General features: G+C 41.4%; 16 protein-coding genes and 1 tRNA gene. 9 read left to right on the top strand and 8 right to left on the bottom strand.

The annotated features are described in order from the left end of the window. From HQR03_RS03065 to HQR03_RS03050, 4 genes are all read left to right on the top strand, one after another. Positions 1-756, top strand: a complete 756-nt coding sequence (locus HQR03_RS03065) for a hypothetical protein (protein WP_173239088.1) — start codon at positions 1-3, stop codon at positions 754-756. 221 nt (positions 757-977) lie between these two features. Then, the gene (locus tag HQR03_RS03060; RefSeq protein ID WP_173239087.1) at positions 978-1,832 is read left to right on the top strand and encodes an arylesterase; all 855 of its coding nucleotides are present in this window, start codon (positions 978-980) and stop codon (positions 1,830-1,832) included. Next, complete coding sequence (locus tag HQR03_RS03055; protein WP_101211845.1) at positions 1,829-2,575, top strand: ABC transporter ATP-binding protein; 747 nt, start codon at positions 1,829-1,831, stop codon at positions 2,573-2,575. Before HQR03_RS03060 ends, HQR03_RS03055 begins: the two co-directional genes overlap by 4 nt. A 109-nt stretch (positions 2,576-2,684) precedes the next feature. Next, positions 2,685-5,288 carry an ABC transporter permease gene (locus tag HQR03_RS03050; protein WP_173239086.1) on the top strand — a complete coding sequence of 868 codons (2,604 nt, stop codon included), beginning with the start codon at positions 2,685-2,687 and terminating at the stop codon, positions 5,286-5,288. A 46-nt stretch (positions 5,289-5,334) separates the two neighbouring features. On the opposite strand, the gene HQR03_RS03045 is transcribed toward HQR03_RS03050, so the two are convergent. Continuing rightward, on the bottom strand, positions 5,335-6,558 hold the full coding sequence (locus tag HQR03_RS03045) for a hypothetical protein (protein ID WP_173239085.1): 1,224 nt from the start codon (positions 6,556-6,558) through the stop codon (positions 5,335-5,337). Further along, a complete protein-coding gene (locus HQR03_RS03040; protein WP_173239084.1) occupies positions 6,530-7,834 on the bottom strand; it encodes a nucleoid-associated protein in 1,305 nt (434 codons plus the stop codon). Before HQR03_RS03040 ends, HQR03_RS03045 begins: the two co-directional genes overlap by 29 nt. Positions 7,835-8,619: 785 nt before the next feature. Here HQR03_RS03040 and HQR03_RS03035 point away from each other — a divergent pair. Beyond that, a complete protein-coding gene (locus HQR03_RS03035; RefSeq protein ID WP_173239083.1) occupies positions 8,620-9,939 on the top strand; it encodes a valine--pyruvate transaminase in 1,320 nt (439 codons plus the stop codon). Positions 9,940-10,157: 218 nt separating this feature from the next. Here the strand turns inward: HQR03_RS03035 and HQR03_RS03030 are convergent, their stop codons facing one another. The 5 genes from HQR03_RS03030 to hisB all read right to left on the bottom strand — a co-directional run bounded on the left by HQR03_RS03030 (position 10,158) and on the right by hisB (position 14,023). After that, positions 10,158-11,069 carry a DJ-1/PfpI family protein gene (locus HQR03_RS03030; protein ID WP_173239082.1) on the bottom strand — a complete coding sequence of 304 codons (912 nt, stop codon included), beginning with the start codon at positions 11,067-11,069 and terminating at the stop codon, positions 10,158-10,160. A gap of 207 nt (positions 11,070-11,276) precedes the next feature. Beyond that, complete coding sequence (locus tag HQR03_RS03025) at positions 11,277-12,119, bottom strand: hypothetical protein (RefSeq protein WP_173239081.1); 843 nt, start codon at positions 12,117-12,119, stop codon at positions 11,277-11,279. 67 nt (positions 12,120-12,186) lie between these two features. Beyond that, complete coding sequence (locus HQR03_RS03020; RefSeq protein WP_025651949.1) at positions 12,187-12,570, bottom strand: hypothetical protein; 384 nt, start codon at positions 12,568-12,570, stop codon at positions 12,187-12,189. Positions 12,571-12,712: 142 nt separating this feature from the next. Beyond that, positions 12,713-13,357, bottom strand: a complete 645-nt coding sequence (gene hisH / locus HQR03_RS03015) for an imidazole glycerol phosphate synthase subunit HisH (protein WP_173239080.1) — start codon at positions 13,355-13,357, stop codon at positions 12,713-12,715. Next, positions 13,358-14,023 (bottom strand): imidazoleglycerol-phosphate dehydratase HisB, encoded by a 666-nt coding sequence (gene hisB / locus HQR03_RS03010; protein WP_025651951.1) that lies wholly within the window; start codon positions 14,021-14,023, stop codon positions 13,358-13,360. It abuts the gene before it with no gap. Positions 14,024-14,379: 356 nt separating this feature from the next. Between hisB and HQR03_RS03005 the strand changes: the two genes are divergently transcribed. Together HQR03_RS03005 and HQR03_RS03000 are read left to right on the top strand one after the other, a co-directional pair. Beyond that, positions 14,380-14,802 (top strand): hypothetical protein, encoded by a 423-nt coding sequence (locus tag HQR03_RS03005; protein WP_173239079.1) that lies wholly within the window; start codon positions 14,380-14,382, stop codon positions 14,800-14,802. Between the two features lie 111 nt (positions 14,803-14,913). Next, positions 14,914-14,989 (top strand) — tRNA-Phe (locus tag HQR03_RS03000). A 100-nt stretch (positions 14,990-15,089) separates the two neighbouring features. Here the strand turns inward: HQR03_RS03000 and HQR03_RS02995 are convergent. Continuing rightward, entirely contained in the window at positions 15,090-15,455 is a 366-nt protein-coding gene (locus HQR03_RS02995) for a hypothetical protein (protein WP_173239078.1), read from the bottom strand. 179 nt (positions 15,456-15,634) lie between these two features. Here HQR03_RS02995 and HQR03_RS02990 point away from each other — a divergent pair, with 179 nt between their 5' ends. Beyond that, positions 15,635-16,135, top strand: coding sequence for a DUF4385 domain-containing protein (locus HQR03_RS02990; protein WP_025651954.1), 501 nt, complete (start codon positions 15,635-15,637; stop codon positions 16,133-16,135). A gap of 127 nt (positions 16,136-16,262) precedes the next feature. Then, positions 16,263-16,940: a phosphoglycolate phosphatase gene (locus HQR03_RS02985; protein WP_173239077.1), complete on the top strand. Its 678-nt coding sequence runs from the start codon at positions 16,263-16,265 to the stop codon at positions 16,938-16,940. Position 16,941 lies beyond the last annotated feature (1 nt).

The following is a 16,941-nucleotide window of genomic DNA, read 5'->3' as shown; positions in this document are numbered from 1 at the left end:
TTGGACAACCAAGAAAAGCTGACCACTCACTCTTTAGAGAGTGAGTCAATGAATAGAGAGCTCATAACTAAATGTGATGAGCCATTCTTAAAGCAAGTTGAGCAAAATCTCCTAGAGATGATTATTTTTCAAAACCTACGTTTGCGAGTGAGATTGTTTCAAGGCATATTTAGCCCTATCTTTAAGCTTAGGAAATTTCTAAACAAGCACTGGTCTAAAATAAGAAAAACATTTTTAGCGCTATGTATATTAGGAACTTTGTTGTTGCTATATATGGTTATATTCGAGCCATTTAACGTAGTGCTTTTGGTACTGCTTGTCATTTATTTGATAGTCACTTTAATATTTTGGCTCTTGAAAAAACCCTATAAAAATAAAAACTCACAAAAATTTAGTAATTACATTGATAAAAAATCAGCTCAAACCTCAGCTAAAAAAATACTTAAAGTAGCTAAAAAGGAATTACCTTTTGATGCTCATTATCATTTTTCTGATAGCTTAGTAAATTACCATCGTTTAAAAGATGAGGGTAGAACTCTTGTCTTTTCTAAAGAACTAGAGAAATTTGCCATTGTGCATAACCACGCTACTCTTTTTTATAAAACCTCGAAAGGGATTGTCGAACGTACTCTCATTATGCATGATGGCCCGCAACAAATGATCGCTATCTTAAGAGAGATGAATGTTGAGTTTATTGTTTATACCTCTAGTGTTCACACGGATTTACTTGAGGAACTGGCTGATTCAATTTACTAATTTTGAATATTTTGGTCTCATACTCCTTCAGTATTTTATAAGTTTTACCTATTTAATTATAATTCTAAAGAAACTAATTTGAGTAAATTTATATTTGATAAATTCGCATTTATCACCCTGATCTTAAAGGTTTAAGGGCAAAATCAATAAAACAACCTTAGGGTAATACTGGTGCTTGTCTTATTTTGCTACACTGGTTCGATCGATTAAGAGATATATCTATGATGAAAAATCAAAACCTCAGCCTACTGAAGCGAGCTGTTCATAGCATAACTATTCATAAGATGAGTATCGGTATATTGACAGCAGCATTAGTGCTAAGTGGCTGTCAAAAACCTGCTGAAACAGAAGCTGCTAACGAGCCACAAACCACTGAAACGGCAACGGTTAATAAGCCTGTAGTGGTTGAAGGAGCGGCAAGTATCAGTGCTACGGATCAGGAAGAAAAGTCACAACCTATAACCATTTTAGCCCTTGGCGATTCACTAACCGAAGGCTTAGGTGTCGACCCTGAAGATAATTATCCTGCGCAATTAGAAGCGAAGCTCAAGCAGATGGGCTATAAGAATGTGGACGTGGTCAATTCTGGTCTCAGTGGCGAAACCAGTACCGGACTAGTCAATCGTCTCGATTGGGTGAGCCAGACCGAACCTGATATCACGATATTAACTATTGGCGCTAATGATGCGATTCGCGGTCTCGATGTCACTACTGTTGAAAAAAATATTCGTACCGCGGTCAAGCATCTACAAGATAACGGTAGCGAAGTCATTTTAGGCGGTATGCAAATCTATGACAATCTCGGTAATGATTACGTCAAATCCTTCTCGGCTATCTATCCGCGTATCGCTAAAGATATGAACCTAAAAATGATTCCGTTCTTTTTGGACGGGGTCGGTGGTAAAGCCGAGCTTAATCAAGCTGATGCTATTCACCCGACTAAAGAAGGTTATACCATCATCGTTGATAATAATATCTTGCCCGTGCTGAAGCCTGAAGTCGATAGAATGCTGCAATCTATGCAAGCAAACTCGCTTACCCCTGTAGAAACGCCTACCACTGAGACTGCGCAATGAGCCTAACAAAAGCTAATAATGTGAATCCTGCCTCTAACCAAGAAGTACTGCTCCGCGCTACTGGCTTAACCAAAACGGTCTCGGTAGGCGAACGTTCGCTCACCATCATTAAAGACGTCGATATCCATGTCAATGCTGGCGAGTTCGTGGTGATTATGGGTAAGTCCGGCTCAGGCAAATCAACTTTGCTTGGCTTACTAGCCGCGCTCGATTATCCTAATAGTGGCTCGGTTAAATTGGCAGAGCAAACCTTAAGCAGCCTTGATGAAGATAAACTGGCGGCTATTCGTCAGCGCGATATGGGTTTTGTCTTTCAGTCCTTTCATCTATTGCCAACTTTAACTGTCGCTGAAAATATCGCCTTCCCGCTCGATATCGCTCGTCGTCCCGATCAAGCGCGCGTTGATGAATTAATAGAAGCCGTCGGATTGGGTCATCGCCGTGATAGCTTACCGAGTCAACTATCAGGCGGTGAACAGCAGCGTACTGCTGTCGCGCGTGCCTTGGTCTCCCGACCTAAAATTGTCTTTGCTGATGAACCTACGGGTAACTTGGATGAGCAAAACGCTGATCAAGTGATGCAGCTATTATTAGATCTACGTCAACAAACGGGTTCCGCGCTAGTGGTAGTCACTCATGATCCTGCGCTTGCCGAGATGGCGGATCGAGTTATTACTATGCATGATGGCATGATAGATGGGTCGCTTTTGAAGAGTGACCGCAAGGCTGATGAAATTTTCTAGCGTGCTGTGTCTAAGCTGACAGAGGCTGCAAAAATTTCCATCAGCCTTACTGGTAGAAAATACATATGGTACTTTTATTTAATACCTACTATAGACGGATCAAAAGTTAATGGATAATGCTGCTAAGAGTGATCAGACTAAGCCGTCTAGCGCTAACATAAGCCAAGTTTTTACTGCTACTTTAGGCACTAAAGCCCTCACCCGTAGCTGGTGGCGACGTTGGGTTTATCCGGTTTTATTCTTAATTACCCTAACCTTATCACTTGCCACTTATCTGACTCTTGACTCTATCCAACAATCTGTCGATAGATATATCACCGACAATCAGCGTGCGCTCGTCGGTGGCGACTTAGTGTTAGAGAGCAATCAAGAATGGCCCGCGCAAATCATAGAACAAGTCAAAGATTTGCCTGATGACCAAATCGTTTACGATTATCAGTTTAGCTCGATGGCAGTGACCGATCAGCAAACTTTACTCGTCCGCGTCAAGGGCGTCACCCCTGCTTATCCGCTATACGGTGAAGCCCAAACTGCTTCAGGCAAACCTCTATGGCAACAGCTCAAACCTAACACCGTAGTCGTCGCGCCAGAAGTGCTGCAGGGTCTTAACGCTAGTGTTGGCGATACTATTAACATTGGCGAAGCTGAGTTTACTATCAGCGATATACTGACCAAAGAGCCTGACCGTCCGCTAAGTGCCTTTGATTTTGGCGGGCATGTATTAATGCAAGAGGACGCGCTGGAGTCGACTAATCTATTAAGTCAGCGTAGCCGTGTGCGTTATCGTATCGAGATAGCGGGTGACGCGGAAACCATAGCCACATTAAATGAGCAATTACAGCAAACCTTAGTTAGCTATCCTGATATCCGGCTTTCTGATATTGACTCTGAGGACACGCAAGTCTCGCGTATCTCTGATAATGTGCTGATGTTTTTGAAGTTACTGGTCATCGCGGTATTGCTATTATCAGCGGTCGCTATGTACGGGGTTATCACCGCTTTTGTCACTAAGCAGCAGTCCAATAATGCCATTCGCATGGCGATGGGTGAACCGGTTAGACAGATTAAAGCCAGTTATTATCGACTTTTATTAACGACTTCGATCATCGCTAGCATCGCCGCTATCGTACTCAGTCTCGGGCTATTGCAAATCGGCCAGCCCTATTTATCGGCTATCTTGCCTGCCGATATCGGTCTAGCTATTAACCCTATTAGTATTGTCAAAACCGCCCTTATCGCTATTATATTGACCATAGTGATTACCCAGCGCGGACTCAGTGAGCTGAGCACCACTACCCCTGCTACCCTACTCAATCAAGGCGCTAGCCAAGCCGCTGCCGATCAATCTTGGTTTCAACGTTTGCCACTGCTGTCGTATACGGTGATGTTTATCGGTCTCTATCTGTTCTTCGCTTATGAAGTCGGCTCATGGATATTATCCGCGCAATTACTCATTGGCCTAATTGCCTTTGTCGCGGTGTTTTGGCTATTGGCTCGAAGTTGGTTAGGGCTGCTAGCGGGAATTGCTAAGCGTCGTAAAGTCAGTTGGATGCAGCGTATCGCCATTCATAATCTGGCGCGTAAAGGCAATCAATCAGCGCTATTCTTTGTGACGTTAGCGCTATCAGTAGCAGTACTAACACTAATTACTACGTTGAATTACAGCATTAATGAGCAGTTCGTTAACGCTTATCCAGAGGACGCACCGAATATATTTTTGCTCGATGTACAAACCGAGCAGCACGAAGCGATTAACAATATTCTACAAGCACCCGTCAGCTATTATCCTGTCATTCGCGCGCGCGTGGTCACCGCTAATGGGGTTGCCGCTGCCGATATCGAAGCCCCTGATAACCAAGATGACCCGACGCGAGTGTTTAACTTAAGCTACGCCGATAGCGTGATGGATACTGAGTTTATTAGCGATACCGCGACTCAAGATAAGCTCTATACGCCTATCGAAGGTCAAGATCCACAAACCTCTAAGCTACAGCAAGTCCAACCGTTATCTATCTTAGATACCGCAGCCGATATGCTTAATGTTGGCATGGGCGATCAAGTCGTCTTCAATATTCAAGGTATCGAGCTGACGGGTCAAATCACTAGTATCCGCTCAAGGTTTGAACGTGGCCCGAGTCCGTTCTTTTATTTCTTGTTTGAACCAGATGTTCTATCTGCGGCGCCGCAAATCCAGTTCGCGACTGCCCATGTGCCTGAAGCCAGTATTGCAGAGCTCCAAGGTCAGCTAGTACGCCAGTTCCCTGCGGTGACGACTATCGATGGCACGGCTATCGCGGAGCAAATCCAAGACTTAGTGACGCAGATGAGCCGCTTGGTCTATGTGTTCACCTTACTGGCATTATTGACGGGGATTATGGTACTGATTAGCTCGCTACTCTCCACTTCCCAAGATCGGATGCAAGAAAGCGCGTCATTCCGATTATTAGGCATGCAAAAGTCTGATTTATATAAGCTGAATATCTTGGAGATTGGGGTACTTGGGGTTAGTGCGGCGGTGTTTGCGATGACTATCGCTAGTGTTGGCGCATGGTTTGCCATTACCCAATGGTTCAATCTACGCTTTAGCGTGCCGTGGGTAAACTTAGGCATTGGCGGGGCATTATTAATCGCGCTACTGTTTGCTATCGCGATTATTTATGTGAGATTGGTGATTGGGCGTGGGATTATGGCAAGGGTGAGGGCTATGATTTAGTGGTTTAAATTTGGTTTGAGAAAATATCGAATAGAGTAAATAATTATCATGGCATATGAGCTAGAGCTGTATTCAGCATATTAAAAGGAAACCAATTACTCCAATAATGGAAGTAAGAAATACAATTAGCAACTATAAGACAAAGCAAAACTAAAGTGATTAGAAGATATAAAGCGTGAAAACCAATTTTAACTTTGACTGGAGATATCTCTTTTTCCCATTTGCTCTTTAAATTTTCAGGTATTTTATTTTCCTCTACAAACTCAGCTATTCTACGGCGTAAGTTGTATAAGTTATAAGCTTGTTGGCTCGTAGCGTATATAACTATAATGGCATAAACTAAAAAAGAACCAATTAAAAATCCATTAATATTGGCACTGACTTTAGATACAGATATTAATGCTATAGCTAAGGGTATAGCTAAAATCTGTGCCTGTAAGCTAGTAATAATAGTATCTGTTTTTTCTAAAAACTTTTCAGCATATTCTGCTATTTTATCGTTAAATTTAGAGAACTTAAAATCATCAAGATATAATGAGTATTTAGATATTACTGATTGATAAATATCATCAATATTATCTAGCAGTATGAATATTTTATCACTCTTAGAAGTTAGTCGTAAATTGTCTATTATTTCAGTCGCTAAAATAGTATGCTTTTCAGCTTCATGTAGTAATAACTTATTTTTAATATCTTCATTAGCAATATCAACATTGCTCGTTAGCCACGTATGTAACTTAATCAAACTGTCTTTCTTCTCAACATAGTTATTTGCAATATCTAAATACCTTTTAGACTCTCTAGGTTTTATTGGTATTTCACTATGCGTTTTACCGAAAACAACAACTTGAGAGCTATTACTATAATAAATAGATTTTAACGTATGGACAAACGCTATAATCAAGTTGATAGTATTTAGCAGGCTTTCATTAAAGGGGTTCATACACAACGATTCATATATGAGTGCGTCATCACTCCCATCGTTAACATCTAACAAGTATGATTCTATATAATTTTGATATGATGAAAACTGCTTATCGATTCTTCTTATAGTCAAAATGTAATTAATGGTATCACCAATATTTAAAGTCGGCTCATTATCTACGAAAGTTGCAAATTTTGTATAATCACCACCCCTAAATTTTTTAATAAACTCAAAGTCATCCGAATCTTCCACTACAAAAGCCCCTTTAATAGTATTACTACTATCAAAAGCTAACTGTTCACTATTTTGTATTAAACTAGCTATTTTCGTCTGCATCAGATTCATATCTATTAGCTTTTGCAAATTCTATTTTGACTTTCTCAAGTTCGTTGGGGTCTAATCTTATGATTAACTCAGGGTTATCTTCATCTGGGCTTAAACGTATTTTATCGCCAATAAGACTTTGCTTACCACTGATCTTAATGAACTCGTCATCGCCTACTATGAGATCAAATATCTCAAAGTTTTTTAAAGGTTCTCTAGAAGGTGAAAAAATATTACTATTATCCTCATCATCAGGACCATATCCATTTTGTTCTCTAAAAGTTTTGAAGCTATCCTCCTCACTGATATCAATGCTGTAAGCTTCAGCCTTTGCAGTCAAAATAGGATCAACATCTTCAACAAGACTAATAGGCTGTTTATCTTCTGCTCTTCGTTTGAATAGAGCAAGTACATCTTTATGCACCTCTTTCTTAGCATTATCAGGTAAAGTACTTTGCTTTAGATACTTCTCCAGAGTGACTATAGCTTTTGTCGTGGCAGATTTGTCATCAATTCTAACTAATACGGGTAAGAAGTCTTGTATATACTCATGTATTTTTAAAGCCTTACCCTTTTGAATCCATGATACATAGTTGTTAGTAGCATTATCATCTAGATTATTTTCTTTGTGTTTATTTAACGAATCTAGATTTATCCTACAAGCAACTTTCAAGGCTCCTGCATCAATATGTTTGATATCTAGTATTTCGCCAGTATTTTCGTTAATAGTAATATTATCTTTTAAACTAAGTAAAGCTATATATAAATAATTTATGCCGTTTTGTCTGTAGAAAATAATAGGCAAGTGGTCGCCTGTAGTCATAGCCTCTTTGTAAATATGGTAGTGAAGTGCTTTAGTTAATAATTTGCTAATTCTACGTAATCGAGTTTGAAATATACTCTCTGCTTCAAAAATATTTATGGTTTCATTTTCATTAGTAGGGGCTGGCAGACGACTACTAAATGGATAGAAACCAATAACCTTTTGAATATAGATATTGTTTGCACCTCTATTAGTGGTGCGAGTATATGTGAGATACATTAAAGATGGCATTTCGAACATGTATTGTGCCAAAACCTGACCTAAAGTGTTACTCCTATCAAATTTCTTTAGCTTAGAGTGAGCCAGACCATTCTTTTCTAATTGACTCTCAAGAAACTCAATAAGTTTTATGACCTGTTGATAGTCAGCGTGTAGTTTATCTCGTAATAACGGAGGAACCTCGGTAGTATGGTTAAGGTCTTTAATGATTTGATGGATAATACTAGCCTGTACTTCAATATTGGTGTTGCTCATTAATTACCCCGATCAGTATATGTTAGTGCATTAATTAAATATATAAAGCTAAGTGATTAGATGACAACTGGTGTCGCTTTGTTTAAAGCTTTTATTATCCATTTTAAAATTGTTTTATTCACAAATATTGAAGGATAATACCTTATTGATTAGCGTGCTATTAAATATAGTCTTAACGGACGTCTTATACCAAGTAAAACACTTTTTTTACTCACTTGTTCAAACTCATTAGCGATACCTGACTTAGAGCTGGAAACTAAATTCAGTACCTTAGCATACGCAGTATCACAGATACTTTCTTTTTACGTTAATCTCAGAATTGTACTATATACTCTAGCATTTTCTAGCAAAATAAATTAATAAATAACATTTGTGAGGTTTCTATACTTTAATCTACGTCGCAAAAGCTGCCTTGAGGCGCGGTTTAGCCCTGATTGCAGCGGTAGCTTGGTGGACTGTGGCGCTTACAGCACCTTGCTAACCAGAAAATCACAGATTTTCTCTTGCGTTGGGGCAAAGCAGTGCTTTGCTTTATCCCGCCTCAGGTCGCTCGAATGTTGGAACGCTACTGTGTTTAGGTGCTGTACGCCACAGACTGCCAACTATAAGCAAAAAGCAGGATCAGCTCCAAAACCACAAGCCCCTAAAACAGCAAACCCAAAACGCTCGCTATTGATTTAGAGGACGTTTTTTTATTACGCTTATACCCGTACCTCGCATTTGCTATAATAGCGCCACTTTGCACGCAAATAACTCCTACCCCTCATTAGCCCCACGGTACTCTTATGAAATTCTCAAAATTCGGTCAGAAATTTACCCAGCCTACTGGTATCTCGCAATTGATGGATGACTTGGGCGATGCGCTAAAAAGCGATCAACCAGTCAATATGCTAGGCGGCGGTAATCCTGCCAAGATTGAGGCGGTGAATGAGCTGTTTTTGCAGACTTATCGAGAGCTTGGCAATGATAATGATACAGGTGAAGCGAATAGCACCTCAATCATCAGTATGGCGAATTATTCTAATCCGCAGGGCGATGCGGCTTTTATCGAGGCTTTGGTCAGCTTCTTTAATCGTCATTATGATTGGAATTTGAGCGCAGAAAACATCGCTTTGACCAATGGTTCGCAAAATGCTTTTTTCTATTTATTTAACTTATTTGGTGGGGCTTTTAAGGTTGACGACAATCAATCTGTCGATAAATCTATTCTACTGCCACTAACGCCTGAATATATCGGCTATAGCGATGTGCATGTCGAAGGTCAGCATTTTGCCGCCGTGTTACCGCATATCGATGAAGTGACTCATGATGGCGAAGCAGGGTTCTTTAAATATCGCGTGGACTTTGAAGCGTTAGAGAGCTTGCCCGCGCTAGTTGAAGGTCGTATTGGTGCGATTTGCTGTTCGCGTCCGACCAATCCCACGGGTAACGTGCTCACCGATGAAGAAATGGCGCGGTTAGCTGAGATTGCCAAGCGCTATGACGTGCCGTTAATCATCGATAATGCTTATGGCATGCCCTTCCCTAATATCATTTATTCAGACGCGCATTTGAATTGGGATCATAATACGATTCTTTGTTTTAGCTTATCGAAGATTGGTCTACCCGGTATGCGTACGGGTATTATCGTGGCCGATAGCGAGGTGATTGAAGCGGTCAGCGCCATGAATGCGGTGGTGAATTTAGCACCGACACGTTTTGGCGCAGCGATTGCGACGCCACTAGTCGCCGATGATCGAATCAAGCAATTATCTGACGACGTGATCAAGCCGTTCTATCAGCAGCAAGCTAAGACAGCAGTTACACTACTTAAAAAGGAATTAGGCGAATATCCGCTAGTGATTCATAAACCAGAAGGGGCGATATTCTTGTGGTTATGGTTTAAGGATTTGCCGATTAGTACCTCTGAGCTGTATGAGACTCTCAAAGAAAAAGGCACGCTTATTGTACCGAGTGAGCACTTCTTCCCTGGTGTTGATATTAGCGATTATAAGCACGCGCACGAGTGTATTCGTATGAGTATCGCGGCGGATGAAGACACGTTGACCAAAGGTATTGCGGTGATTGGTGAGGTGGTTCGTGGGTTATATGATGGGATTAAGTGAATAGTTTGAGCGCCTTATTTTAAAGTAGACGCAGGGTGCGCTTCATCGCACCAACTATAAACTATTACTCTGTTATCGGTGCGCGGGGCGCACCCTACAAAAGCTAAAGCAGTTGAGTATTATTCACCCTATTTTTTGAGTTTGATATAACAGCAAAAAATAGAAAAATGGACTATCAAATAGTCCGTTTTTTTGCGCTATATATATTTGAAAACGATCTAGCCAAGCTCTTTCAATAAAGCCTTGGCACTGATTTTACCAAACTCATTAGCCGCCAATGGCCCATCACCTGAGATCAGCTTTCTATCTTGGTGCGTCTGTCCTGAGGCAAGTTTATTGCTAATCGTGACGCCCAAATCTTCTAACTTTTCTGTAAAGTACCATGGCATAAGTCCCGGTAGATAACCAATTTTTGGCATTTGCTTATCCATACCTGTCGGGAACGCGACCATCTCATAGCCTTTAAAAATAAAGTCTTTATTAGCGTTATTGTCTGCATCTGAGCTATCAGTACTTTCTAAATTAGCCGCCAATAAAGCCGCTGGTCCATGACAGATGGCTAAGGTAAATAGATCCTTTTCGTGACCCCAACGTAACAGTTCACCAAGATTATAATCTTCAGGTAAGCCTAGCATCGCGCCGTGACCGCCGGGAATGAAGATAGCGGCGTAGTCGTCACTTTTAGCCATGTCATTTTTGACAAAGTCAGCAATACTTTTTGGATTATTGAGCTTGGACTCATACTCGCTATAGATTTCTTTAACGTTTTCGTCATCTTCTGGCATGGCCCACTGCTCAACCTTTACCGGCTCACCTGTCGGGGTGAATACATCTACCTCAAAGCCTGCCTTTTTAAAGTGCAGTAACGGAACCATCATCTCAACTGGATGATTGCCTGTATCGAACTTTTTATCATTGGTCATAGTCATGTACTGCTGCTCGGTGCAGACCATCATAATTTTTTTATCACCCGTATAAGGTGTGTCATAATCGGTATTATCATAGTTAGTTTTGCTCGGTGCTGCTATCTTGAGCGAGGATACGGAGGGAATATAAACTCCTTCCTCAATTTGTATTGGTTCTAAACCCAACGTATCTTTAGCCTTATCTAATAGGTCTTGGATATTCATAGTGACTCCTTTTTGATAGGTTTTTTATTATTTGTAGTTGTGGATAGCTCAATCGATAAACCTGATAGGCATATCGATTCAGCTTTTGTCTAAATGTAAGGTAACAAACTAAAAAGGCGTTAAATAGAGGAGAGTTTTTATGTTTCGTAAGCTTTGTAAGGGGTCGGTTGTTAAGTTGCAGAGTTTTCTATGTAACAACTAACCACTCTATAAATCAACTTTTATCCTAATATACTGCGTCTGTGCATTGACGCGACCGCCTATCTGCGTGGCACTAGCGCTATGAGTCACCGCTACATATAAATAGCCGTCTCTCGCCCAAAATATATCAGCAGGATCAGTGATAGGCATCCAATTTTTAAAGCCTGCACTCATAACAGGGATGATCTCTCTGCCTTTAACTTTATAGAGTCCGAGATCGGTATGACCCTCATATGGGTTGGCATAAGCTGAGATGATATAGCGTTTATTTGGTGAGAGATAAGGATAAGCTGAAAACTCTTGAGTTAAGAACCCTTCAACTTGATCAAACATTTGATAGTTTTGACTCTCCCAACGCAGTACTTCAACCAGATGCTGATCTAAGGCATCGATTTGACCGATATAGCGATACGTTTCACCATCATCGTCACTATCGATATCTACTAGATTCACAGAGTCTTTAACCAGTTGAATGGATATGACGCCATCTTGTTTTTTAATCGCGTTTTTATGTGATAAATAATCGACAGCGAGCGGACGTTTTTTCTCAAAAAAGGCTTTATCTATTAATTCAATTTTAAGATAGTCATTGAGTACTTTGCCAGCTGGAAAAAATTGATCTTTTTTGCCTACTGACAAATGCGTTATTCGATTTAACTCATTAGTATCAAGTAATTTGACAGGTACAGGTGTTGCGTGGGCTGATGGTTTTTTAATGGAGGGGTTTGTCGATTTAATGACATTCTGAGCAGCCATTGCCGAATGGTAACTGCCAAAGCTAAGTAGCAAAGCGGTTACTACCAGAAGAAGGTTAGCAGCGTAAGACTGAAACTTTGTGGAGATAAACATGGTCATAGCGCCTCTTTTAGGTTTGAAAAACAACTGCATTAATTTACCTTATTTTTATGGTAATCAGCTAAGATCGTTTTTTTAATAATCTAACGGTTGGCGCAGGTGCGGTGGGACGAAAAATCTTAGTCCATTTATTCAACCCATAAAGCACGTAAGGTATCAGGCAAGTATTGATCAAATCATGGAGACTTGCCTTGATGTCTACCATTCCTAATGCAAAAAGCCCTCTCGGTCTAATGATATGGCGGTTGTCTAAATACTCACCCAATAAAGCAATACCCGTGACGACGATTAAAGCTATAAAGGACTTAATACCTTGCTTTTTAATAATAGGCAGCAGCACAAGCAGACACAAAAGATAGACGCCGACACCGACATAGATATGCAGAGCATCTTTAGCCAGTCCGGTTACTTCAATGATATCGATTTTAAAGGTGGTGAAATCCACTAGAGTATTCCAAATATAAGCAAGTAGAAAATAACTGAGAGTATAGCTAAAAATTTATAACTGAACATAAAAAAGGCAGATTATACAATTGATAATCTACCCTCATACTAAAATAAATATTCATTTCACGTTTAGCGTCTCTCTAAATATTCCATTCGACGAAGTTTTTGAGCAGTTGCAAACCTGCAGTGTGGCTTTTCTCTGGATGGAACTGGGTCGCAAATAAATTGTCTTGAATGATACTGGCACAAAACGGTTGACCATAATCACAGATAGACGCCACTTGTGAGCTGTCGGCAGGCGCACAGTAATAGCTGTGCACGAAGTAAAAATGGGCGTTGTCCTCGATACCATGCCACAATGGATGATCAACATCCATACCGCTGATGGTATTCCAACCCATATGCGGGACTTTAATAGTCGCACCTTGTTCGTCTTGCCACGTCGGGTCAAACGCTTCTACGCTACCTTTTAAAATACCAAGGCAATCTGTACCACCATTCTCAGATGACTGCTCAAATAACGCCTGCATACCGACGCAGATGGCCATGACAGGCTTGTTGAATATCGCCTGACGTACAACCTCATCAATGCCTGCTTCATGCATGCCAGCGATACAGTCGCGCATGGCACCGACACCGGGGAAGACTATTTTGTCCGCCACCGCTGCGATTTTTGGGTCATTAGTGATAGAGACTTCTGCGCCAACGCTCGACAGTGCTTTACTGACAGAGTGCAAATTACCCATGCCATAATCTAATAGTGCAATCTTTGTAGCTCTACTCATCTAGAACGCCTCTTTGGTCGACGGCAAGGTATTCAAAGCGCGCTCATCATATTCGCAAGCCATACGTAGCGCACGAGCAAAGGCTTTAAAGGTTGATTCAATCTGGTGATGGCTATTTTTACCTTTGAGGTTGTCTAAATGCACCGTCATCCACGAGTGATTGACGAAGCCGTAGAAGAATTCGCTAAATAGATCCACATCGAATTTGCCCACGTGTGAGCGAGTAAAAGGAATGTCCATATGCAAACCCGGACGACCTGATAGATCAACGACTGCACGCGTCAAGGCTTCATCGAGTGGCGCATAAAAATGCCCATAACGACGGATGCCTTTTTTATCGCCTAAAGCTTTATTAAAGGCTTGACCAAGCGTGATACCCGTATCTTCTACACTATGATGATCATCGATAAAGGTATCGCCGGTACATTTAATATCTAAGTCAAACAAACCGTGACGCTTGATTTGATCAATCATATGATCCAAGAATGGCACGCCAGTGTCTACAGTGCCTTGACCCGTACCATCAAGATTAACGGTACAGGTAACTTGCGTCTCTGCAGTAATACGCTCAACGGTGGCGATACGTTCAGGGTGACCGTGTAGGTTTACATTGGAAGATTGGTTTTGCCCAGTTGTATTGGCTGTCGTTGTTGAATTGGCGGTCATGGCTACTCTCTATTAATGAAAAGCGGTCAATAAAATAGGACGAAAAAGCGCTTAATAAATGATCATTCACAGCTGCATCAGCTACTAACGAAAAATCTAAGATAAAATACGGTTAGCGTCGACGTACAACAATGAATTACTTGGTTTCATGCATATAAAATGCTGCCCATGCTCATCATAGCAAACCCTAACCACTCCTGCCACGACCGAGCAGTAAACCACGCACAAAATCGTGTCATTCTGCTAAAATAGTGGATTCAGTTTTATCAATCATTACTCGCGCCGACTCTGAGAACCCATACTCTACGGCCCTACACTCCATGACATTGTGCTGTCTCACATTATAGGAACCGATTATGCCCTTAGAAGCGATTGCCATCAACCGTTTGGATGCGCCACTTATCAAAAAACCTGCACGTGAGAATGAACTCTCGGAGCGCTTGCATGATTTGTATGACAGCGATGATAACCAGCCAAGTGGTCTCGAGGTATTAAGCCTCGTTGAGCAGGGTTTTAAGCGTGGTCAAACGCTTTACGTCGGTATGTTCAATGACAAGCCTATCGCTGCTGTTGCCTGCTTTGACGATGGACAGACCAATGCCAAGCGCTTGCAATATCTTACTGTTCATAGCCAAAATCGTGGTCGTGCTATCGATGCCAAGTTTATTAAACTGGTTTATGATGCCGAAGTAAAAAAAGGCGTGCGTGAATTCGTCCCTGTTGATGCGGATATTCATCGTATTATGAGCGAGTATGAGCTACTGCGCGTTAAGGATTAATCTTAAGGTTAAAACCTTATATTTGACTATTTATGCCTTTTTATCGCCTATTATGCAAAAATCACTTGACAGTAACGTCTATATTTAGTTTAATAGCGCCTCAACGAAGACGGCTCGATAGCTCAGTCGGTAGAGCAACGGATTGAAAATCCGTGTGTCGGCAGTTCGAACCTGCCTCGAGCCACCATTCGTTTAAGAATTCTAAAAAGCCCCAGACATTTAATGTTTGGGGCTTTTTTTATGGCTGTCGTTAATAGCATTTATTGTTTGATCCATAGCATCTGTTATCAGAGTCGCCGACGCAACAACACCTCGCAACGCTCGCGTGAATCCAAGTCATAAATAGTGGCACGGTAATCAATACCGTGACGGCCTTCAAAAAACACCACCCGATCGCCCACGGCTAAAAAACAAGAAGTACGCGCGTCATAAATAAAACCATCAATGACGAATGCCAAATCACGATCTATCTCGCGTACCGTATAGGTCTCACCTTGCGGAATCAAACGCTCAAACCATGCGCTATGGGCAACATTGGTGCTTAGCACACTTATCAGCAGCAGCGCTGATATCATAAGTACCCTTTTTAATGACCTCGCAAAAGTCGCGCCAGCTAAGCTGATTTTATTTAGGATATTTTTATTAACTGTCATGACCTTAACCTACTCAAACCTGCCTAATGATTGATTCTGTTCGCTACGCTTCGTATGCTAAACGCTTACTGTCACGGTTGCATAACATTTCTGTGCTGTTTTTTAGACGGCAGTGCTCAGTATACTCGATAGCAATGATAATGCTAAATAAGACAGATAAATGCTAATAGGGATAAGCGATGAGAGAATTTGATTATGATTTGGATTATAAAAACTTAGACTTGCGAGCGCAGCCTGAGCTGTATCGCGTCGGTCGCGGTGAGCAAGGCGTATTATTGGTAGAGCCTTATAAGTCTGAGATACTGCCGCACTGGCGCTTCGCCACGCCTGATATTGCAACTGAAAGCAGCGAGACCATTTATCAGATGTTTTTAGATTATCTGGCTGCCGATGACTTTGTCGGTGCCGATATGGCGCGCAAATTTATCCAAATGGGTTATACCCGCGCGCGCCGCTATGCCAATCATAAAGGCGGTAAAAAATATAAAGGCCCAGTACCTGATGATAAAAAAGGCCAAAGCGGCGCACATGGTCGTGCAGAGTTACCACGGCAAGAGGAAGATCCGATTAAAGCAGAATCTGCCCGTATTTTTAAACAAAAATGGGATGAGTGCCGCGAGAACAAAGATTATCTAAAAATGAAAAAAGAGCATCGTGAACGCTACAAAGATATCGAGTGACTGCTGATGTTTATGATATTAAGAACAGTAAATAACTAAATTGACTGGTCTCAAAACACTACTGTGCTAAGGTATGGCACGATATACCAAACATAATAAATATAACGACTTTCAATAGCGAGGAATAATGGATAAGCAACTTTTAATTTTTGATTTCGACGGCACTTTAATCGATAGCGTACCAGATTTGGCTGATGCGACCAATGCGATGCTGACCACGCTCGGCAAAGAGACCTACCCTATTGACAGCATACGTAATTGGGTCGGCAATGGCTCAAGAATGCTGGTCGAGCGCGCGATGGTGGGTAAGGTAGAGGTGTTAGAAGGTGAGCTGACGGTCGAGGAAGCTGATCATGCCGAGCAGGTATTTTTTGAGGCTTACAATAATATTAGCGGTAGCAAAACTATTGCCTACCCATATGTCGATAGCGGACTAAAGAAGCTGAAAGATGCAGGCTATACGTTGGCATTAGTGACCAACAAGCCGATTCGCTTTGTTCCCAAAATATTACAATCCTTTGGCTGGCAGGATTTGTTTGCTGAAGTGCTGGGCGGTGATAGTCTAGCTGTTAAAAAACCAGACCCCGCGCCGCTACTGCATGTTTGCGACGCTTTAGATGTAACTCCAGCACAAGCAGTCATGATTGGTGACTCAAGAAACGATATATTGGCAGGACAAAACGCTAATATGGACACTCTTGGACTGTCTTATGGTTATAACTATGGGCAGGATATTCGTGAGCTCAATCCTACCGCAGCGTTTGATGACTTTGCCACACTGGTTGATTATCTTTTACAAGGATAAA

Source organism: Psychrobacter okhotskensis, from assembly GCF_013248965.1.
In the GTDB taxonomy this organism is placed as follows: Bacteria; Pseudomonadota; Gammaproteobacteria; order Pseudomonadales; family Moraxellaceae; genus Psychrobacter; species Psychrobacter okhotskensis.
This window is presented reverse-complemented; position numbering and strand designations above follow the sequence as displayed.